Origin of the sequence: Antarcticibacterium flavum, assembly GCF_006159205.1 — a bacterium.
GTDB classification, from domain to species: Bacteria; Bacteroidota; Bacteroidia; order Flavobacteriales; family Flavobacteriaceae; genus Gillisia; species Gillisia flava.
In genome coordinates this window covers 229,618-251,024 of sequence record NZ_CP040812.1, presented here as the reverse complement: position 1 = coordinate 251,024, position 21,407 = coordinate 229,618, and the positions used below count along the sequence as shown (strand labels likewise).

Sequence of the window (21,407 nt, the reverse complement as noted above, 5' to 3'; positions counted from 1 at the left end):
TTATACCCGGTTGACGATATATGTACTACCCGGTCAATTTTATAGTGTATAAATTAGATTCTTTCCTATTTTTCGTCAGCCCAGTTCAACCTGTCCATTTGATTATATGGCCAGGGCGCTCCATTGTTCTCAATATTTGTCATTGCTATGGCCAGTTCATTGGGAGCTGCACTCTCTTCCATCACTAAGTAGCGTCTCATATCCAGGATAATTGATAGTGGATCTATCCCAACAGGACAGGCTTCCACACAGGCATTACAAGTTGTACATGCCCAAAGTTCTTCTCTTAAAATATAATCATCCAGTAACTGTTTGCCATCATCTTCAAATTTGCCTTTTTTATTGATGATCGCACCCACATCCTCCAGCCTGTCACGGGTATCCATCATGATCTTTCTTGGAGAAAGTTTTTTCCCTGTTCTGTTGGCAGGACATTCAGAGGTGCACCTTCCACATTCTGTACAGGTGTAGGCGTTTAATAGCTGTACCTGGTTTAGGTCCATAACATCTGATGCTCCAAATTTGGCCGGCATCTCTTCCTCTTCAGCATCAGCCGGGGCCGCATAAGGGTCGGCTTCAGGATCCATCATGAGTTTCACTTCATCTGTTACAGACTGTAAATTATTGAATTGCCCTTGCGGTGTCAATTTTGCAAAATACACATTCGGGAAAGCCAGTAGTATGTGAAGATGCTTTGAGTAATAAAGATAATTCAGGAAGAAAAGTATTCCCAGGATATGTAACCACCAGGCGGCTCTTTCAATAACGATAAGAGTAGAGATACTCAAATCTTCAAAGATTGGAGAGAGAAATTGGCTTATAGGAAAAGAACCAATTATACCTGTTTCCCTGAAATAGTAAGGAGCCTCCTTAAGTTGTAATTGATAATCTGTAGCATTCATGACCAGAAACAGGGTCATTAATACCATTTCAAAATAAAGAATATAATTAGCATCATTCTTTGGCCATCCTTTAAGTTCATTCCCCAGGAACCTATAAATGTTCGAGATGTTCCTTCTGGTCCAGAAGACAATTACGCCAACCAGCACGAGGAAGGCAAGGATCTCAAAGGCACCAATTAAAAAATTATAAGGAGGGCCGGCGGCACCCATTACCCTGTGAGTACCAAAGATCCCATCTATGATGATCTCCAACACTTCAATATTTATTATGATAAAGCCCAGATAAACTATAATGTGAAGAAAACCTGAAAGCGGCCTCTTTACCATCTTGGACTGTCCAAATGCGATCCGGGCCATCATTGCAAAACGTTCCCCGGGATTGTCCTTTCGATCTACGGGTCGTCCCAGTTTGATATTCCTAATGATCCTTCGAATATTTCGGATAAATAGTCCAACGCCCGCTACCAGGGCGATCACAAAGAGAATTTGAGCAAGAAATTGCATATTGCTGGTTTAGTTAATTGTATCCCTTACAGGTTCATAAGGCCTTCCACTTTTACCGAATACAGAGAAATGGACATAGCGTTTTGGGTTGAGCTTGACATCCTGCAGGAGTTGTTCCAGTTCACTGGTAGCCCTTTCAAGATTTTCATATACCGAATCATCTGTAAGTAGTTTACCTGCAGTACCTCTCCCACTGTTAAGGTTATTGGAAAGCTGTTCAAAATCTGCAATTACCTTTTCGATATCTCTTGTCATTGCACCTATATTGACCTGTGCCAAAGTATCTGAAAACTTATTGAAGTTTCCGGACATTTCATCAAGATTGGTGAAGGTACGGTTCAGCTTTTCTGAATTTCCTGCTACGATCCCGTTTAGTGACTCTGCAGTGCCTTTAATAGAAGAAACTGTCAAAGCCAGATCCTCCAGGGCAAGAGCTATATTGTTGCGGGTTTCAGGATTAAGTACCTCATTTAGGGAAGTCAAAAGAGAATCTGTACTCACAATTGCCCTTTCAACTTTAATTTGAAGCGGGGTAAGCCTCTCATTCACAAGTTCCATAATACCCTCTTCAATATCGCTGGGCAGGGTATCGCCAGATTTGGCCATTTGTCCCATTTCATATTCAGGAACAATTCCAAGGGATTTCCCTCCAATAATACCACCTCCATACACCTGTGCGAGACTATTTTTAGAGAATTTAAAATCTGTATCCACGGTGAAGGTTACCAAAAGAAGACCGGTTTCATCAAGGAAACCAATCCTTGTCACCTGGCCAACCTTGTGCCCGTTAATAGTTACGGGAGAGGAGGTTGAAAGCCCTTCAACATCGGCATAAATTGCGTGAAATGTTCTGCTGGAGTCTAAGAGATTTTGTCCTTTCAAAAAACTATAACCAAATATTAGTATTAAAATGGCTATAACAGCCAAAATACCGGTTTTAACCTCTTTAGAATATTTCAAAAGCTTATTTTTTTAGAATACGTACAAATTTAGAAATAAATATAGGAATGTACCCCTATTTGCTCTGTGAATTTAACGCCTCATTAACTGTAATCTTATTGCCTTCCCTGAATGCGACTACGTAACTGCTTGGATATCCCTTTGCTTTTGCCTGCTGGTGAAGTTTTTGAATTTGGGAATAACTGGAGGTAGCTCCATAGTAATATTTATAAAGCTTTCCTTCTTTTTCCCTAAATACGGGGGTCAATCCTTTAAAGTTGGATGATTTGGGCTCAAGTTTTTTGGAACTTGCAGCCAGCTGCACCTTAAAGGTGACACCATCATAAATATCTATAACAGGCTCGGATGTAACGATCTCTGCCGCTACTTCTTCTGAAATATTTTCAAGGGTAGCCAGGTTAATAGTGTGGCTGTAATCTACAATTGCATTGGTGATAGCCTCTGCCATTTTTGACTGGCCGGTACTGCTGTTCAAATACGCTCCCTCGCTATTGTTTGTAAGGAAACCTGTTTCAATAAGCACGCTTGGCATATAGGTTTGGTGCAGTACAAGGAAACCTGCCTGCTTTACTCCCCTGTTGTTCCTCTTTAGATCATTGGTGAATTTCTTCTGTACGAAATCTGCCAGCAAAATACTTTGCTCCAGGTATTCCTCCTGCATGATCATCATTCCAATATAGGATTCGGGAGAATTTGGATCAAACCCGCCATAAGTTATATCATAATCCTCTTCAAGGAAAATTACCGAGTTCTCTCTTTTTGCAACCTCAAAGTTGGTTTGATTCCTGTGAAGTCCTAATACAAAGGTCTCTGTGCCATATGCCTGCGAGTTGTGGGCGTTACAGTGGACAGATACAAAAAGGTCGGCCTTGGCTTCATTGGCTATTTTGGCCCGCTGGTCCAGGGGAATAAATATATCCTTATCCCTTGTATAAATCACCTTTACATTGGGATCTTTCTCAAGTTGTCTTCCTACCTGCAGCACTATGTTGAGTGCAATGTCCTTTTCCTTAAAACCACCTCCCCGGTTCCCGGGGTCCTTTCCACCATGCCCGGCGTCAAGTACTACCACAAATTGTTTTTTACCCGGGCCATTTTGCGCGGGTGTGGAGGCAATAAATACAAATGCGGTCAAGAATAATACGAAAAGCTTAATGGGGTTCGTTCTCATAAATATCTAACGATATGATTAGGTCAATTATTTTAAAGTCTTATTTTTTTTAAATCCGAAAAGGAAGCTAAAAAAATATATGTAATTTTGGTTATTCAAAAAGCAAGCCATTCTGTACAAAAATAGCACGAAAACCATTGCAGACAAACTCACTTAATACTCTTTTTTTTATAGTTTTTTTGTTTGCCGGGCATGGAATTTCCCTTGCCCAGGAAATCAAGACTGCAAATGAGGTTCGTATTGAAGCCCAGCGCGATACTGTCACAGGGGTAAGTGATTCCCTTGCTATCTCCCCTTTGCTTCCTATGCCGGAGGTAAGACAGGATACTGTTTTCACAGATACCATTCGAAGACCTCAATTGCTTACAGATGTTGTGAAATATGAAGCAGTGGATTATATGCGCCTTAGCCCCAAAGAGAACCGCATGTACCTTTATAATCAGGCCCAGATCACATACGAAGATATGGTTATTACTGCCGGTTTAATCATAGTAGACAATAATAAAAACGAAGTTTATGCATTTGGAATCCCAGATTCCACAGGTGCATACTCCCAGAAGCCCATATTTACACAGGGGCAGAATACAGTAGAACCGGATTCCATCCGGTTTAATTTTAGTTCCCAAAAGGCACTGGTTTATAATTCCAGGACCAATCAGGGTTCTTTTAATGTTATAGGCGAAGTGACCAAAAGACAGAACGATTCTGTTTACTATATGCAGAATGTAAGGTTCACCACTTCTGAAGATGAAGAGAATCCAGATTATTACTTCTACGCGCGGCGAATAAAATTTGTTCCTCAAAAGAAGATCGTGAGTGGCCTGGTGAATATGTACATTGCAGATGTTCCAACTCCCCTGGGGCTTCCTTTCGGTTATTTTCCTATGACAGAGGAGCAAACCTCGGGCTTTATAATTCCTTCCTTTGGACAAACAAATCAACGAGGGTATTTCTTACAAAATGGAGGATACTATTTTGCAATAAGTGATTATGCAGATCTCCTGGTCCTGGGAGATTACTATACGAATGGAAGTTATGGGCTAAGGCTGGAATCAAATTATGCCGTGAGGTACAAATTCCGGGGGAATCTAAATTTCAGGTATGAGAATTTACTTGATAGCGAACGTGGATTCCCCGATTTTTCTCAAAGAACGGTTTACAACCTGCAGTGGACCCACAACCAGGACGCAAAAGCAAATCCAAGTTCAAGATTTTCAGCATCGGTAAACCTGGGGAGTAGCAATTATTATCAGGAGTCGGTAAACCAATCCAATACGGCCAATTTCCTTAACAACACCCTTCGTTCCTCTGTTTCCTATTCCAAGACCTTTGACGGGGAGCCAAATGTGAACATCAACATTGCCGCAACCCACCAGCAAAACACCAATACCCAGCAAATAGACATGACCCTGCCAACATTACAGGCAAGTATGGGGCGTATTTTTCCACTTGCACCTAAGCTGGGGGTTAAAAAAGGTTTGATAGAAAATATCAACCTCCAATATAATATGAGGGCAGAAAACAGGATATCTACCACAGATTCCTTATTCCTCTCCCCACAAATGTTCAGGGATGCCAATTATGGGGTGCAGCACAGTATCCCATTGTCCACCAACTTTAAATTATTCAGGCATTTTAGTGTAACCTCCAGTGCCAATTACCAGGAGAGCTGGGTTTTTAAGACTTTTGACAGGTCATATGATCCCAATACCCGGCAGGTTGTTGTAGATACTATAAGAGGTTTTGATTCCTTCAGAAGTTATAACTTCAATACCAGTGTGGGAACAACTCTTTATGGAATGAAAAGTTTTGGCAGGGATAAGAAAATTCAGGCTATTAGACATGTGATGCGTCCTTCTATAAGTTACAATATAAATCCTGCTTTTGACCAATACTGGGATGAATATGAAATTGTTAACGAGCAGGACCCGGCCCTTAACAGGATCGTGGAATATTCCAGGTTCCAGGGTTCTTTGTACAGCCCCCCGGGACAAAACTTTGCAAGTTCCCTGGGCCTGAGTATAAGTAACACGCTGGAGGCAAAAGTTCGGGATAAGGACAGCACGGCTACTGAACCCAAAAAGATTACCCTGCTTAACAACTTTAGTGTGGGGACCGCCTATAACCTGGCAGGAGATTCCCTGAGGCTGGCCCCAATAAATATGCGTGGAAGTATTCCTATCATTCAAAATAAGCTTGATATCAATGTCGTGGCCAACCTTGACATGTACGCCCTGGATAATAATAATCGAAGGATAGATAAGTTAAATATAGCAAATGGCGGGAGCCTTTTTCGATTCACCATGGCCAATGTAAGCTTTGGGTATAACTTCTCCAGCAAGGACTTTACAGATGATGCCGGGGAAAATAAGGACAGGATAGACAATGAAACCTTTAGAGGTGGTGGCCGCCCAGATGATCTCTTTGGTAAGGGAACAGATGTAGACGGCAGGTTCTTTGATGAAGAGGAAGATGTCTTTGAAGGTGATGAAAGGGAAAATGACCAGTGGTATAATTACAAGATCCCGTGGAACTTCAGGATGCAGTATACTATGACCTATAATAATACCGCAAGACAAAATGAGATCTCTTCCCACTCTATCATGTTTTCGGGGGATATAGAGATCGCTCCAAAATGGGTGGTTGGAGGTTCTTCAGGATTTGACCTTAAAGATGCCGGATTTACCTATACCCAGCTGCGTTTCCAGCGAGACCTGGACAGCTGGAGGATGAGCTTTAACTGGGTACCCTTTAGCCCACGTGCCTCCTGGTATTTCTTCATTGGGATAAAGAGTGCGATCCTAAGGGATATTAAGTACGATAAACGGAATGAGCCAGATAGGAGACTTTAGTTAGTATTGAGTATTGAGATGTTAGTATTGAGTATTGAGATGTTAGTATTGAGATGAGTTAAGAGTTAGGAGTTAAGGTTTAGGAAATCGTTAATTAGTTAATTTCTCTTTCGGTATTTTTACATTCTTACTTTATTAAAAATAAATATCGAGGTATCTTTATTCTCATGAGGGGAACAACAAACAACAAACTACAAACGCTAAACGGAAAACAGAAAACAGTAAACAGAAAAACTCATGAAAAAGATCATCAAAACCAACAATGCCCCTACGCCTATAGGTCCTTACAATCAGGCGGTGCTTTGTGGGAATATGCTTTATACCTCCGGACAAATCGCAATAAATCCTGAAACCAATGAACTCGAGGTGGAAAATCTTGAAAGAGAGACTACACTTGTAATGGAGAACCTAAAAGCTATTTTGACAGAAGCAGGAATGACCTTTGAGAATGTGATCAAAACTTCCATTTTCATTAGCGATATGAATAATTTTTCACGGATCAATGAGGTCTATGGGAAGTATTTTGATCCCGAGACAGCCCCGGCAAGGGAAACGGTGGAAGTGGCTAACTTACCCAAATTTGTAAATGTGGAGATAAGTGCAATTGCAGTTAAATAAATAACGATAAAAAGGGCTCTGTTTCTCTTTATCGAAACCCTCCTGCATATACCTTCTAAAAATCCTATATCCCCTTTATCAATAAACCTGCAGTAGCCGGATTGGTAGCAATGGGGATATTGTGAACATCACATAACCTTAGCAGCATAATGATATCGGGTTCATGTGGATGTTTATCGAGGGGATCCCTGAAGAAGAAGATCATATCTACTTTCCCCTCTGCCAGCCTTGAAGCTATTTGTGCATCCCCTCCTACCGGGCCAGAGAGTAGTTTCTCTACCTGGAATCCGGCGGCTTCAGCCTTAAGGCCGGTTGTGCCCGTGGCTATAAGATGCACGTTTTTTCCTTTTAATGTGGTCTTGTTCTCATTGAGGAACTGGACCATTTCGGCCTTTTTGCCATCGTGGGCTATAATTGCAATTGTCATGGGCTAAGTTGAAAGTATATCTGAAATTCTTAAAAGGTCCTTATTTATGTCGGGTTTTGATTTAAGAGCGTCCTCCAGACTGCAGGATTCCACTTTATTATTTATAAAGCCAACCATCATATTGGTTTGCCCGTCCAGGAGCAGTTCCACCGCCCGCACGCAAAGCCTGCTGGCCAGTACCCTGTCAAAACAGGATGGGCTTCCTCCCCTTTGTATATGCCCCAGGACTGTTACCCGGGCATCATAGTCAGGTAAATTCTGAGTAACATATTCTGCCAGCTGGAAAACGTTCTTTCCTATTTTATCACCTTCAGAAACCACAACTATACTGGAGGTTTTACCAGATCTTCGGCTTCTTTCCAGTGAAAAAAGCAATCTTTCCAGCCCAAGGTTTTCTTCAGGAATTAGAATTTCCTCTGCCCCTGCTCCAATTCCGCTGTTAAGAGCGATGAAACCGGCATCACGCCCCATTACTTCCACAAAGAACAACCTGTTATGGGAGCTTGCTGTATCCCTTATTTTATCAATAGCTTCAACCACGGTATTTAGAGCTGTGTCATACCCTATGGTATAATTTGTTCCGAAAATATCATTATCAATAGTTCCCGGAACTCCTATAACAGATATATTGTGCTCTTCGTTAAAGATCTTCCCGCCGCGAAAAGTACCATCACCACCAATGAGGACCAGGGCATCAATTTCTGCCTTCTTAATAGTATCGGCAGCTTTTTGCCTGCCTTCTTTGGTAAGGAACTCCCTGGAACGTGCAGATTTTAATATGGTACCGCCTCTTGAGATAATATTTCTTACACTACGTGCATTTAATTCTTCATAATCTCCTTCGATCACACCCTGGAATCCCCGATAGAATCCTACACAATCTGTATGATAATAGGCGCATGCCCTTACTACTGCTCTTATTGCTGCATTCATACCGGGAGCGTCCCCCCCAGATGTTAGTACTCCAATACGCTGTATTTTTTTTGCCATTTAGATAATTTATGAATTAAAATTACAAAGATTCAGCTAAACCCCGGTGTGGCCCAGTGCTTTTAACCGAAATTTAATTTCGATTAATCCTTTTCCGGAAAGACTACATAATTGGGAGCAAGCGATCTTGCCCTGTTTGGCGGCACCTCTTCTTCCTCCTCTTCCTCTGTAAGTACTGCCTGGGTATTAACGATCTTCCTTATCAATTCTTTGAAAGTGTCAAAGTCTACGGAATAAGTTAAACCTATTCCCTGAGTAAAACCTATTTCCTCTCCTATAAACTGAATATTGTTTTCGCGGTTGAAGACCTTAGCTCTCAACGACCCGTCCTCATTTAGCAAGAACTGGATCTCCACATCTCCAACTATAACTGACTCTGTCATCCCTCCTACTGGCACACCCACGGCCCCGTTGATCAACACCCGGTCGCTTATCTGGGTTTGAAGGCTTAAGCCAAACCTGTCCACGGTTTGTTGATCTGGAGTGCGGTCTCCCTGCACATAGTTCACTCCTACCTGGAATTTCCCGTCCTCATCTGCAAAAATATCGTTTACAAGGCTGGAAGCTCTTTCTACAAGATTTCCTGTAATAGCATTTTGACCAATGGCAAATTCACTGTAGAACGAGCCCTGGGTAACCAGGAATAATGCCTGTAATTCCCGGCTGGCGCGGTCATTCATCCTGTATTCCAGTTCAGACCGTACCACAGAACTTGCATTGGGGAAATTGACATCAAAGGTAAGGTCCGGCTGGGTAATTTGCCCTTGCAGAAGGATAACTACCTCTACCGGGATCTTACGGTTAAGACTTGGATTTTCAAGTAATACAGCAGGATTGGCATCAACTTCATATACCGCACTTACATCGAGCTGGGCATTTGTAGGGCTTCCATCCCAGTTTATACTCCCGCCAGATTGCACTCTGAATGTCTTTTGTACCAGGCCGGCATATTTAAAGTTATAAACTCCCTCATACACCACAAAATCGCCCCACATATTGAACTTACCATTGGTGTTGATCTCGATAAGCATGTTCCCGGCTCCGCGGCCGCGAAGGGTACTACCGCTGGTTTGGTCTACAACCACTTCAACTTCAGCAGCATTGGTGATATCCAGATCAAAATTTAGCTCGAGGCCTTTTACATCAGGTATGATGATCTCTTCCCCTGCCAGGCGTGAAGCTTTTTCCTCGGGACTCAAGAAATGTATATATGAATTATCCCCAATAGATTCGGCATCACTTAACGGGATCTTGAAGATGGTACCTTTTTCTGTAGTTGCGTTGACATTGATCACCAGCTCATCTGTAGGGCCTTTGATGGTAGAAAATCCTGAAATGAACGCTGTCCCGTAATACAGGGCATCTTCCTCTGCCTGGGTATCCAGTACCAGCATCCTGTCACTGTTTATTTGAAGGTCCAGGAACCATTCCCTGAAATTCCTATGAGAAATATTTCCGTCTATGTTTGCGCGGGTCCTGTGCTTAATGTCCAGGATCTCAACTTTATTAAAATTGAACTGCTGGTTGGTAAGGTCTACAATAGCAGTGTTGTTAAGATTATAATCTATATTGAGATATGGGATCCTGAACCCTGCGTCTTCAAGTTCCAGCTGCCCCTCGATATCGGGATTTCGGTAATCTCCTGTAACCTTTGCATCACCCGTTGCATAGCCTCTTATATTGTCTATGGCCTCTCCCCCCAGCGGACTAAAAGCCGTAAGGTTTACATTGCGCAGGTTAACATCCAGGTCTATAGTAGGAGTTTCTCCTGCAGCATTAATAGCCCCTACAGCACTAAGGGACTCAAAACCTCTCCTGGTGAGAGTGGCGTCTACATTGTAAAGCGTAAGGTCTTGATTTCCCTCCACATCAAGATTAAGCCTTCCCATTGGGACATCATTTATAGCGAGGCCATCGATAACCATGGAAGTATTGGGAAAAAACGCTCCTTCTTCCTGCAGTAGCTGGAGCCTTCCATCTATGATCCCGTCAAGCTTAAGGCTATCAATTTCAGGAGTAACCTTTGCGATATCTACATTATCAAATTCTATCCTGAAATTCTTATAAGTAGAATCCCGCATTTCCCCACTAAGTCGAATTTCCTCATCCTGATGAGTCAATGTCAAGGAGTCTATTTCCAGGGTTCTCAGGTTGTTCTCGAATATGATCTTATTGCTTTTGTTGCTGTTCTCATTTAAATACCACACATTATCCCTGAATTTGACATCAGATCGCTGTATACCCACTACAGAGCGGTTTTCTTCATTGATGGTGTGAAACAGGTTAATATTGAAGACATCTTCATTTGTTTTCCCTCCCTGGAACTCAGACCTTATGAAAAGTGTGTCTCGAAGGGTTACATTGATTAAGCTGAATTCAGAAAAATTATATAGGGACGTGGATACACTGTCTGCCTCCACGAAGGTATTATAGATTGGGTTGGTGTTATCTACCTGTATATTGATGTCCTGCATCATATTCCCAAAAGCCTCAATCCTGGGTGAGCGAAAAGTAAGGCGGAATTCAGATTCGTCAGATTCTACCCTGCCACGAATAAAGGTGTTTGGTGCCAGTTCAATTTCAGGATAGAATACTTCCACGATCTTGTTATAAATATCAAAATCAAATTCCATGTATTGGTTGCTGGTAATGGTATTTGGCCGGTAATTGGTATAAATACTCCCAATAGAATTCTCCATTAAAGCCCCTACTTCAGCCAACCGGAATCTTCCGGTCACCACGCCGCTTATAACATCTGGCGAATTTACCGTAATAGTCCTTATGCCCTCCTCGTCAAATGTGGAAGAAACATTAAGGTCATCAAAATAGTAAAGGTCATTTTGGTTTTGATATGTGGTATTGATAAGAAAGATCTCACCAGATATATTGTCCAGGGTATTTCCCTGCATATTCATAATTATATCCCCTTTAAGTATGGAAAGGGAATCCCTGGAAACAAAATTAAGTTCATTTAGATCTGCATATCCCACAGAGGCTTCAAAATCGTATTTATTTTCAGCAGCAGAGATATCTACGAGTCCGTTGAATTCCATCTGAAGATTCGGATCCTGAGAAACCAGGTTTCCGTTGAAAATAGAATTTCGAACCGTACCCATTACCAGGATACTGCTATAGCGGTAATCGTTATATCTAATTCTGGAAATGCGGCCTCGAACATTCGTATTAAGACTTTCAGCAGTAAAACCCTTTCCATCTATATTAAGGTCAAAACTTGTCCTTCCAAGATCTTTATTATCGAGCAGCCTGCCCAGGTTAAAATCATTGAAAACAAGGTTACCTTTATAAGTTGTTTGAGTGGAATTACTGAAATTGCGAAGCACAATATCTGCCCTTGCACTACCAAGTTGCGTGTTTATAGACACATCTGCATCCAGGGAATTGGCGGTAATAATAGTATTACCTTTAATTTGTAAATTTCCAAAATCCCGAAGAGTAACCGGAAGACTTTCCCCAAGGATGGATGGCAGTAAATTCACGAGGTCATAATAGTTGGATGCCAAACGATCAAGATCTCCTTCAAGCCTAAAAGCATTCTCTTCCTTTGAAAAGGCACCCTGTACCCGCAGGTTTCCTTCAATGGAGCTACGGTCCATCCCCGAGGCTACCAGGTCCTCCAGCAAGAAATCATTAAGGGTACCGGTGATCCTGCTTTCTAGAATAAAATCCCCATCTTCCCCAAAAGGTTCATAGAACAGTTTAAGGTCATTGGTTGACACCTTAGACTCCCTTATTGTTCCATTGAGGTTTACTTTATTCTGAAAATCGGAAAAATCGGAAATCACGTACACCAGGTCAATATCTGCATTTAGCTGCGAGTGGGGAGTTTCAAGAATAAGCCCCTCCAGTCCCATAGCTGTGGGGCTATAGGAAAAATTTGTCCTTAGGTTTGTAATATCCAGCCCTCTGCCTTCTTTAGCTGCAAGGGAATTTACTTTTACCGTAAAGCTGTCATCCACGACCTTAAGCATCTCTGCCTGCAGGTCGAGGTCCCTTAGAACAATGATCTCGGGGATATCAAGGTTTTCGTCTATATAACTATAATGTCCATTGGTAATAATGATATCGCGTATGGAAAGTTCAAACGGCGTTTTCTCACCGGTAGGTTCTGTTCTTAATTTATCAAGAATGATACTGAGGTTATCTGAATCCTCCCCGGCATAACGCTTCATCTTGAAGGTGAAGCCCCGGGCAGTGGTATTTCCCAGGCGTGGAGTGTTATTCATAAGGTTTGAGACACTTAATAGAGAGGAACGTAGCTCCTGAACATTGAGGAGGGTGTCATTATGATGATCTTCAACGTAGACGTCGTTGAGTTTGATCTTCCCAAAATAGGAGAAGCTTACCCTGCCAATGGAGATATTAACGCCTGATCGCTCCTGTATGGAATTTGTTAACTTCTTTGCCACCGATGTTTGTACGGCAGGGATGGAAAATAAGATCAATAAAAACACGAAAAACAAAAGCAGTCCCACGACTGTCCTAATTAGTATTTTCCAGAATTTTTTGATACGCTTTTATATTATAACTTTGTGAACTGTATAAACAATAAATATGCCCCTTCAAATTTAATGATAAATTCCCGCGACATCTATATTCTCGCCATTGAATCTTCCTGTGATGACACAGCCGCGGCTGTCCTGCACAACGATAAATTGCTCTCAAATATTGTGGCCACCCAGGAGGTACATAAAAAATATGGCGGTGTGGTACCAGAACTGGCATCCAGGGCGCATCAACAAAACATTGTTCCTGTAATCCATCAGGCCCTTGCAGAGGCAAATATCGACAAAAAAGACTTATCTGCAATTGCTTTTACCAAAGGACCGGGACTAATGGGTTCCCTTCTGGTTGGTACTTCTTTTGCAAAATCTCTTTCTATGGGATTGAATATTCCGCTTATAGAGGTAAATCATATGCAGGCGCACATTCTGGCTCATTTCATAGATGAGGAGGATTTTCCCAAGCCCACATTTCCTTTCCTGGCTTTGACCATAAGTGGCGGTCATACCCAGGTTGTGAAAGTTTCTAATTATTTTGAAATGGAGGTAATAGGGCAAACAATTGATGATGCCGTAGGGGAAGCTTTTGATAAAAGTGCCAAGATCCTTGGCCTTCCCTACCCGGGAGGACCTCTTATTGATAGATATGCCAGGACCGGTAATCCTAAAGCTTATAAATTCACCAAGCCAAAGGTGGACGGTCTGGATTTTAGTTTTAGCGGACTCAAAACCGCGGTGCTATACTTTATTCAGAAGGAAGTAAAGAATAACCCAAATTTTATTGAAGAGAACAGGGATGATATTTGCGCCTCCATTCAATACACCATCGTGGAGATCTTAATGGATAAGATCAAAAAGGCAGTAAAACAAACCGGGATAAATCAAATAGCCATAGGTGGCGGGGTTTCTGCCAACAGCGGCATAAGAACCGCTTTAAAAGCGGGGGAGCAAAAGTATGGCTGGCAAACCTACATCCCCAAATTTGAGTATACTACAGATAATGCTGCAATGATTGGAATTGTGGGCTATTACAAATACCTGGAGGAGGAATTTACAGATATGGGAGTAACCGCCCAGGCCCGTTATAAATTTTAATATGCAGTTATTCTATCATCCTGAAATCGATGAAAATGACCGGCAGGTGATCTTTCCGAAGGTAGAAAGCAGGCATATTGTAAAAGTTCTCCGGAAGAAAGAAGGAGATATCCTTAACGTTACCAATGGGAAAGGATTTCTCTTTAAAACCGAGATCCTTAGCATTGATTCCAGACAATGTACCGCCACTGTCCTGGAAACGGAAAAAGAAGCTAAGCCGGCCTATTATTTACATCTTGCAGTGGCCCCAACAAAAATGAATGACAGGTATGAATGGTTCCTGGAAAAAGCAACTGAAATTGGGGTACGGGAGATCACTCCTGTAATATGTGAGCATAGTGAAAGAAAGGTGGTAAAGCTGGAAAGATATGAGCGGGTACTCCAGAGCGCTATGAAACAATCACTTCACCTTAGCATCCCTAAACTTAATAAGGATCAGGCGTTTTCAGATTTTATTTCTTCTGAAATAGAAGGAGATAAATTCATTGCGCATTGTGAAGAAGGTGACCTGAAGAAATCTCTCAAAAGCGTTTTGAACCCGGGAACTCGCAGTACGATCCTTATTGGCCCCGAAGGCGATTTCTCCAGCAATGAGATTGCCCAGGCTCTGGAAAACAATTGGATCCCGGTGAGCCTTGGCAATAGTAGATTGAGAACAGAAACCGCAGCCATCGTTGCCTGTCATACAGTCGCCCTGGCGAATGAGGAATAATCTCACCTCTAGGCCTAACTTAATTTAACCTGTTTTTTCTTTCCTATAAATTCTTATCTTCGGTAAAAGTTTGGCATTCACAGTACATCCTAAAAATATGCAGCGAATTATTTCGACACTAATAGTTTGCCTGTCGATCAACATTGCCATATCGCAGGAAATTGCTGTGCTTAAATATCAGGGTGGTGGGGACTGGTATTCCAATCCAACATCCCTCCCCAATTTAATTAACTTTTGCAACGAGAATATCAATACGGCCATAGACCCTAAACCCGCTACAGTAACTCCAGGAAGTACAGACCTTTATCAATTCCCTTTTGTGCACATGACAGGGCATGGGAATGTTTACTTTAGTGATGAGGAGGCAAAGAATTTGCGTACATATCTTCAAAGTGGCGGCTTTTTGCATATAGATGACAATTACGGTATGAATGAATACCTAAGAAAAGAGCTTAAAAAAGTGTATCCAGATAAGGAGCTGCAGGAACTACCTGCCTCCCACCCTATTTTTAATACCGCTTATACCTTCCCCAATGGACTGCCAAAGATCCACGAACACGACGGGCTACCCCCACAGGCGTTCGGGATCTTTGAAGACCAGAGACTGGTCCTGCTTTTTACATATGAAAGCGACCTGGGAAATGGATGGGAAGATCCAGCAGTACATAATGACCCGCCCGAGGTTCGTTTAAAGGCATTGCAAATGGGCGCCAATATCATTAAATACGCTTTTGAGAATTGAGCAACCAGCTATCCCATAAAGAGCACCACTCCCCCGGCTTAAAATTTCCTGTTGTGCTGCTTACAGATAATTTAATGGGAGATGCCAATATTGGCAGTCTTTTTCGCCTGGCCGATGCTTTTAATATTGAAAAACTGGTTTTTTGTGGGACTCCCATAAATCTTAACAGCAACAGGCTTAAAAAAACAGCAAGAGCAACTTATAAAACTGTAGCCTATGAGGAATGGGAAGATCCTGTGGCAGCAATAAGAAAATACAGGCAGGATGGTTACATCTCCTATGGGCTCGAAATAACAAATGACAGCACACAAATAGATTCGATCGACTTCAGCAATAAAGAAAAGATCATTTTAATTGTTGGAAACGAGCGGCATGGAATATCCCCCAGGCTGCTGGATGAAGTTGAAAATAAGGTACATATAAGGATGTTTGGCCATAACAGCAGTATGAACGTATCCCAGGCTACTGGGATCGCTTTTTATGAAATTACTAAAACCCTTCCTCCCTTACGTGAGAAATAATATCTTTACAAGGTGAACGCAAAATCCTTTTCTTACGGAATTCTACGTGCAGTAGGGATATTAATTGGAATATTCCTGCTGCTGTATTTTTTATATACCATTCAAAGTGTACTGGTTTATATAGCAGTAGCAGGAGTTATCTCGCTTATAGGACGTCCTGTAGTGATCTTTCTAAGATCCAGCCTTCGTATTCCAAATCAGCTCGCTGTAATTATAGTTTTATTGCTGGTACTGCTCATTTTTGTAGGGATCATCCTGGTCTTTGTGCCTATAGTGATAGAACAGACCTATCATTTAGGGCAAATAGATATCGAGGCATTTAAAAACGATATCAATGAACTAAATACCCAGATAAATGCTTACCTGGGCGTAGAAGAGATCAATATCCTGGAAAGTATACGCCAAAGTGAGTTCATGCGAAGCCTGGATATGAATATGATCCCCAGGTTCCTTAACAGTGTTTTTGGGATCCTGGGCGCTACATTGATCGCTGTCTTCTCTATAATATTTATTTCCTTCTTTCTATTGAAGGACAGCAAGTTAATGCTTAACAGCATCCTGGTCTTTGCCAACAAAGGCGAGGAAGATAAATTCCAGCGGGTTTTCAATAAAATCAAGATCCTGCTTTCACGTTATTTCGTAGGTCTTACTTTACAAATAACAGTACTCTTTATCCTTTACGTGCTTTTACTCAGCATCTTTGAAGTCAACAACCCGGTAGCTATTGCTTTTATATGTGCCATTCTAAATTTGGTGCCCTATCTGGGGCCAATTTTTGCAGGAATATTAATGGCTCTTTTTGTGATCTCAAGCAATCTGGGGGCCGATTTCCAGACCATTATCCTGCCAAGGGTGATCTATGTAATGCTTGGTTACGGGATCGCCCAATTGATAGATAACTTTATAAGCCAGCCACTCATCTTTGGAGCAAGTGTGCGTTCACACCCACTTGAGATCTTCCTTATAATCTTAATTGCAGGTTTAATGTTTGGAGTAGTGGGAATGGTAGTGGCCATACCTTTTTATACAGCCCTAAAGGTTATAGCAAAAGAATCTTTAAGTGAATATAAGATCGTCAAACGACTCACAAGGGACCTTTAAATATTTTAAGAGTGAATAAAGCTCTCTTACAGCAGGATGTTCAAAGTTTTATAAAAGAAAATGCCGGGCTGGATATTTCTAAACTTTTACTGAAGGGCAGCCCGTTCAAAAAAGTTACAGCGAGCGAACTGGCCACCCAGATCACAGCCAGGAAAAAAGCCGAAAAGAAACTTCCTACCTGGTATAGTTCCTCCAATATTATTTATCCGCCCGGGCTCAACCTCGAGCAGACCTCCTCTGAGGTGACTGCCCGTTATAAAGCCCAACTTATTAAAGGGGAAAGCCTTATCGACCTTACCGGTGGCCTTGGTATCGACAGCTTTTTTCTTGCTGAAAAATTTGAACAATTAACCCATTGCGAAAAAGATAGTTCTCTTTCTGAAATAGCCACACATAATTTTAAAGAACTGGGGGCTAAGAATATTACTACTGTAACGGGAGACAGTCTCGAATTCCTGAGATCCTCAACTAACAAATTTGACTGGATCTACATAGACCCTGCAAGAAGGGATGATTATGGCGGCAAGATCTTTCTACTGGAGCAATGCACGCCAAATGTGCCACTCAACCTGAACCTCTTTTTTGAAAAAGCCCAGAGGATACTTATCAAGACCTCGCCCCTGCTGGATCTAAAAGCCGGACTGGGAGAATTGGAACAGGTTAAAGAAATCCACATAGTAGCAGTTGATAACGATGTTAAAGAGCTAATATGGCTGCTGGAACCCGGCACAACCGGGAAAGTCCGGCTCAAAACAACCAATTTTAGGAAACATGATATTCAGGAATTTGAAGCCGATTTTTCAAAGCTTACAATAGAGCCCGTTTTAAATGAACCGGGGACCTTTTTATATGAACCAAATGCTGCCATTATGAAGAGTGGGCTGTTTGGAGAACTAAGCCTGCAAACCGGTACGGCAAAATTACATGCCAATAGCCACCTTTACACCTCAAACAGTTTATTTGATTTCCCGGGAAGAAGGTTTAAAATCGTAGATGTCCTACCTTATAACAGAAAACTATTAAAAAAAGATCCACGCCTTAAGAAGGCCAATATCACCACCCGTAATTTCCCAAAATCTGTAGAAGCAATTCGAAAAGAACTTAAGATCGAGGATGGGGGGACAGTATATGCTTTTTTCACCACCAACCTGCACAATGAAAAGGTGGTACTCCTTTGTGAAAAAGTCTAAGTTAATACTTCTGCCTTTTATTTAAAAACCTTTTCTACCAGTGTGAATTAATATAAATCTAAAATGGGAGGTAAATATTAATCAAGGAATAATGGATTAACTTAATGATAGCTATACCCACTTATATTATGATAAGGAGGCAGCCATTCTATCTATCGCAAGTCCCTGAAGACCTCCGGCTTTCTTTTTTCTTCCGGGGAGCGAAGCAGTTCAATTTCTTCTTTCTTTACCAATTCAATATCGGGGGTTACCTGTAATCTGGATTTAAAGATTTCAGTAAGTGTATCGATTCGTTCAAGAGATACATTATCAGGGACCTTTACGGTTATCATATCCATCTCAAGATCATTTCTTCGAGCCTCGATCACGAAGGTATCCAGTCCTTTAAAATTCGTAAGGATCTCGATGATATTTTGAGGATAAATGCTAGTTCCCTTGAGTTTTATCATTTGTTGTTTCCTGCCCATGACAGAGCTTAAACGCTGCGTATTTCTCCCGCATGTACAGGGGGAATCTGTAAAGGTAAGCATATCTCCTGTCGCGAACCTTAGTAAAGGCATCGTTTCGTTTTGGAGAGTGGTGATAACAAGCTCTCCAATTTCCCCCGGCTTCACATGCCTGCCATCATCATCCAGGATCTCTGTAAATATGAGATCTGGTTGGGAATGATTTCCCATATGCACCTCACATTCGGTAAAAGCAGTGGCCATTTCTGTAGAGGCATAGGTAGAGAAAAGGTCAATATTCCAATCCTCTGTTATCCTTTTTCCCAGTGTATTGAGGGAATAATCCAGTTCCCTAATTGGTTCTCCAATGCAAATAGCCGCTTTTACAGACGTTTCAGATATGTCAATATTGTTATCTTTTGCATATTGCAGCATCTTTACTAAAAATGAAGGAACCGCCACAATATATTTTGGACGAAAGCGCTCAATAGAATCCCACTGCAGTTGCGGCAAACCGCTACCAGTTCGCACAATGCCGGCCCCAAGTTCCCTTAAACCCATAAAATAAGCCAACCCGGCCATAAACCTTCTGTCCAGGGTGGTAGTGATTTGAACTACATCTCCTTTTTCTACCCCAATAAGCTTAAACGACTCGAGTTCATTGCGCGTGAGGCGTTGCAGGTCGGCCTCATTAAGGCCCAGGCTCACCGGGATGCCAAGGGTACCCGAAGTTGTGACGTGATCAATGATCTCCTCCCGGGGAACACATATAAAATCCTCATTATGTTCCTGCAAATCCTCCTTAGTGGTTATAGGCAAATGCCTAAAGTCATCATAGGAGAGGATCTTTGTAACATCTGTAACACTTTTCCTGAATTTATCCTGGTAAAACGGGGAATGCAGGTCCAGGTATATTAGCTGTTTCTTAAGTTGCAGCCATTGCAGTTGTTTTATCTCTTCTATGGAACTTCTGTGTAGATTGGACATAGCTTAAATTTTTCTATAGCTCTTTTTAATTCTCTTTTTCAATAATTTCTCGTCGGGCAAAGTTGTTACTTCCCTTTTGAGTGCCTGTTTAAAATAAACGATCGCATTCTTATAATCCCCTTGTTTATAAAAATATTCCCCCACCAGGAAATATGCTTTCCAGTAGTGGGGGTTAAGGGCAGGTAAGCTTAGCAATTTTTCCTGCGGAAAAGACTTTCCTTCCTTGATCGCTTCCTGTATTTCTAAACTTAATGTACGAAATTCTGAATAATTTTTAAAATCCCTGCTCTTCACAAAATCATCTTCAGGAATTGTTTCTTCTTCCAGTGCCACGCTTTGTAGCATATTCACCTGCTGAAATTTTTTGAAGGCTTCATTAAGATCATAACCTACAAAGGCTCCCAATTGATAGGGATTGGCAGAGATCCACATCTTTTTTTCCCCAGGTTTAAAGATCACCCCATGGTGGGCAAGGAGTTGATTGATGGCCATCTCATTTCCATAACCTATCCTGCTGTCGTTAAGGCCGTTGGTGTTACGTAAAATATGCGCTGCTTTAACAGGATCAAGTTTATCTTCCCTGGCCACCAGTTCCGTCATTCTTTCAAACCTGTATGCGGTATGGCTTTCTTCAATAGCTTTTAGGTTTCTATTATCCCTTTTGTAAGCCTCGCTCTGGAAATGATTGCTGCATATAAGTTCGGCTGTATTCTCCACCTCGTAAACCCCAAAATTTCGAGGAGAAACCTCGATGAGAATTGCTTTATTTTCAGCCGCGCTGCCTACCATAATGGCCTCACTTACAAATACCTCCCTCTTCCTTGCTATGGCAACAGCTTCAGCCGTAGTGCCCGCATACTGCAAGATCTCGCGGGCTACAAGTGAAATTGGGGTTTTGGCCTGGAAAGGTATTTTGGACCTTCCGGCGTTAATAGTAACGGTGAGGCCCTTTTCGTTCATCCCGCTCACTACTCCTATCATCCCGCCCCAGGTATACATCATGAACTTATTACCTTCAGCAGGATTAATAAATGCTGCGACCTTTTCTTCAGCAAACTCGTCCCCCACATTAAAATCAAAGTTACGTCCCAATAGCAGTTGCCCATCTGTGGTCTTATGATCCCAGGCAGCAAATGAGGTGCAGCCTACCAGCATAAGATCCTGTAAGGCATGACCAATATCGTGGGCGCCGTGAAGGTATAAGGCCCGCACGTAGGGAGGTGCAAAGGAATCATATTCTGGAAGGGCAAACCTGGAAATGCCGTAGATCTCCTGTTTATATTCTTCAGGTACATGCTTATGCATATTGCGGTTAAACCAGGCCACCACATTTGCGAGGAAGTTTTGATATCCCCCGGCAGGAACCAGGCTTTCTATTTTTTCCATAATTGCCTTCTCCTGCTTCTGCATCAATTCCCTGGTAAGGCTGCCATTTACGAGCCCACGCTCCAGGGCATCCCCTTCCACATATAACTCCCAAATCCCATATTTGTTCTTAAGGAGCTTATTCCTTCCAATGCTGTAGAGGCTATCATTATGCTTGATTCTAAGAGTATCAATGGAGGTCAAACCAGAGATGTCCGGACGGTCCCTGAGAGATTGTTTCACCCCACAGGAATAAAGAGAATTCAAGACTAGAAAAAGCAGAATGATCTGTACTATTCTCATA

Annotated in this window: 16 protein-coding genes; 8 read left to right on the top strand and 8 right to left on the bottom strand. The window is 41.9% G+C overall.

The features are described from left to right. Positions 1–65: 65 nt before the first annotated feature. From FHG64_RS01120 to FHG64_RS01110, 3 genes are read right to left on the bottom strand one after another with little or no spacing between them, the layout of a single operon-like run. Entirely contained in the window at positions 66–1,406 is a 1,341-nt protein-coding gene (locus tag FHG64_RS01120; RefSeq protein ID WP_139064685.1) for a (Fe-S)-binding protein, read from the bottom strand. A 9-nt stretch (positions 1,407–1,415) separates the two neighbouring features. After that, positions 1,416–2,366 carry an MlaD family protein gene (locus FHG64_RS01115; RefSeq protein ID WP_139064684.1) on the bottom strand — a complete coding sequence of 317 codons (951 nt, stop codon included), beginning with the start codon at positions 2,364–2,366 and terminating at the stop codon, positions 1,416–1,418. Positions 2,367–2,421: 55 nt separating this feature from the next. Further along, positions 2,422–3,537, bottom strand: a complete 1,116-nt coding sequence (locus tag FHG64_RS01110) for an N-acetylmuramoyl-L-alanine amidase family protein (RefSeq protein ID WP_139064683.1) — start codon at positions 3,535–3,537, stop codon at positions 2,422–2,424. 137 nt (positions 3,538–3,674) lie between these two features. Here FHG64_RS01110 and FHG64_RS01105 point away from each other — a divergent pair, with 137 nt between their 5' ends. Beyond that, positions 3,675–6,389, top strand: a complete 2,715-nt coding sequence (locus FHG64_RS01105; RefSeq protein WP_168191294.1) for a putative LPS assembly protein LptD — start codon at positions 3,675–3,677, stop codon at positions 6,387–6,389. A gap of 237 nt (positions 6,390–6,626) precedes the next feature. Continuing rightward, positions 6,627–7,007, top strand: coding sequence for a RidA family protein (locus FHG64_RS01100; protein WP_139064682.1), 381 nt, complete (start codon positions 6,627–6,629; stop codon positions 7,005–7,007). A gap of 64 nt (positions 7,008–7,071) precedes the next feature. On the opposite strand, the gene FHG64_RS01095 is transcribed toward FHG64_RS01100, so the two are convergent. From FHG64_RS01095 to FHG64_RS01085, 3 genes are all read right to left on the bottom strand, one after another. Further along, the gene (locus FHG64_RS01095; protein WP_139064681.1) at positions 7,072–7,434 is read right to left on the bottom strand and encodes a methylglyoxal synthase; all 363 of its coding nucleotides are present in this window, start codon (positions 7,432–7,434) and stop codon (positions 7,072–7,074) included. Positions 7,435–7,437: 3 nt separating this feature from the next. Beyond that, on the bottom strand, positions 7,438–8,424 hold the full coding sequence (pfkA, locus tag FHG64_RS01090) for a 6-phosphofructokinase (protein WP_139064680.1): 987 nt from the start codon (positions 8,422–8,424) through the stop codon (positions 7,438–7,440). An 83-nt stretch (positions 8,425–8,507) separates the two neighbouring features. Then, positions 8,508–12,851, bottom strand: a complete 4,344-nt coding sequence (locus FHG64_RS01085) for a translocation/assembly module TamB domain-containing protein (protein ID WP_246054232.1) — start codon at positions 12,849–12,851, stop codon at positions 8,508–8,510. A 165-nt stretch (positions 12,852–13,016) separates the two neighbouring features. Between FHG64_RS01085 and tsaD the strand changes: the two genes are divergently transcribed. From tsaD to FHG64_RS01055, 6 genes are all read left to right on the top strand, one after another. Then, a complete protein-coding gene (gene tsaD, locus FHG64_RS01080; protein ID WP_139067854.1) occupies positions 13,017–14,039 on the top strand; it encodes a tRNA (adenosine(37)-N6)-threonylcarbamoyltransferase complex transferase subunit TsaD in 1,023 nt (340 codons plus the stop codon). 1 nt (position 14,040) lies between these two features. Further along, a complete protein-coding gene (locus tag FHG64_RS01075) occupies positions 14,041–14,751 on the top strand; it encodes a 16S rRNA (uracil(1498)-N(3))-methyltransferase (protein ID WP_139064679.1) in 711 nt (236 codons plus the stop codon). A 97-nt stretch (positions 14,752–14,848) separates the two neighbouring features. Then, positions 14,849–15,493: a DUF4159 domain-containing protein gene (locus FHG64_RS01070; RefSeq protein WP_139064678.1), complete on the top strand. Its 645-nt coding sequence runs from the start codon at positions 14,849–14,851 to the stop codon at positions 15,491–15,493. Further along, a complete protein-coding gene (locus FHG64_RS01065; protein ID WP_139064677.1) occupies positions 15,490–16,014 on the top strand; it encodes a TrmH family RNA methyltransferase in 525 nt (174 codons plus the stop codon). Before FHG64_RS01070 ends, FHG64_RS01065 begins: the two co-directional genes overlap by 4 nt. Before the next feature lie 12 nt (positions 16,015–16,026). Then, positions 16,027–17,115 (top strand): AI-2E family transporter, encoded by a 1,089-nt coding sequence (locus FHG64_RS01060; RefSeq protein ID WP_139064676.1) that lies wholly within the window; start codon positions 16,027–16,029, stop codon positions 17,113–17,115. 11 nt (positions 17,116–17,126) lie between these two features. After that, the gene (locus tag FHG64_RS01055) at positions 17,127–18,305 is read left to right on the top strand and encodes a THUMP-like domain-containing protein (protein ID WP_139064675.1); all 1,179 of its coding nucleotides are present in this window, start codon (positions 17,127–17,129) and stop codon (positions 18,303–18,305) included. Positions 18,306–18,457: 152 nt separating this feature from the next. Here FHG64_RS01055 and FHG64_RS01050 read toward each other — a convergent pair whose 3' ends face one another. Together FHG64_RS01050 and FHG64_RS01045 are read right to left on the bottom strand one after the other, a co-directional pair. After that, positions 18,458–19,738, bottom strand: a complete 1,281-nt coding sequence (locus FHG64_RS01050) for a phenylacetate--CoA ligase family protein (RefSeq protein WP_139064674.1) — start codon at positions 19,736–19,738, stop codon at positions 18,458–18,460. Positions 19,739–19,741: 3 nt separating this feature from the next. Further along, complete coding sequence (locus FHG64_RS01045) at positions 19,742–21,406, bottom strand: C45 family autoproteolytic acyltransferase/hydolase (RefSeq protein WP_139064673.1); 1,665 nt, start codon at positions 21,404–21,406, stop codon at positions 19,742–19,744. Position 21,407: the final 1 nt, after the last annotated feature.

Bases quoted from the DNA above. Each gene is read 5' to 3' on its own strand.
- FHG64_RS01120 (WP_139064685.1), bottom strand. From the start codon at position 1,406: ATGCAATTTCTTGCTCAAATTCTCTTTGTGATCGCCCTGGTAGCGGGC.
- FHG64_RS01110 (WP_139064683.1), bottom strand. From the start codon at position 3,537: ATGAGAACGAACCCCATTAAGCTTTTCGTATTATTCTTGACCGCATTT.
- FHG64_RS01100 (WP_139064682.1), top strand. From the start codon at position 6,627: ATGAAAAAGATCATCAAAACCAACAATGCCCCTACGCCTATAGGTCCT.
- FHG64_RS01095 (WP_139064681.1), bottom strand. From the start codon at position 7,434: ATGACAATTGCAATTATAGCCCACGATGGCAAAAAGGCCGAAATGGTC.
- pfkA (WP_139064680.1), bottom strand. From the start codon at position 8,424: ATGGCAAAAAAAATACAGCGTATTGGAGTACTAACATCTGGGGGGGAC.
- FHG64_RS01075 (WP_139064679.1), top strand. From the start codon at position 14,041: ATGCAGTTATTCTATCATCCTGAAATCGATGAAAATGACCGGCAGGTG.
- FHG64_RS01070 (WP_139064678.1), top strand. From the start codon at position 14,849: ATGCAGCGAATTATTTCGACACTAATAGTTTGCCTGTCGATCAACATT.
- FHG64_RS01050 (WP_139064674.1), bottom strand. From the start codon at position 19,738: ATGTCCAATCTACACAGAAGTTCCATAGAAGAGATAAAACAACTGCAA.
- FHG64_RS01045 (WP_139064673.1), bottom strand. From the start codon at position 21,406: ATGAGAATAGTACAGATCATTCTGCTTTTTCTAGTCTTGAATTCTCTT.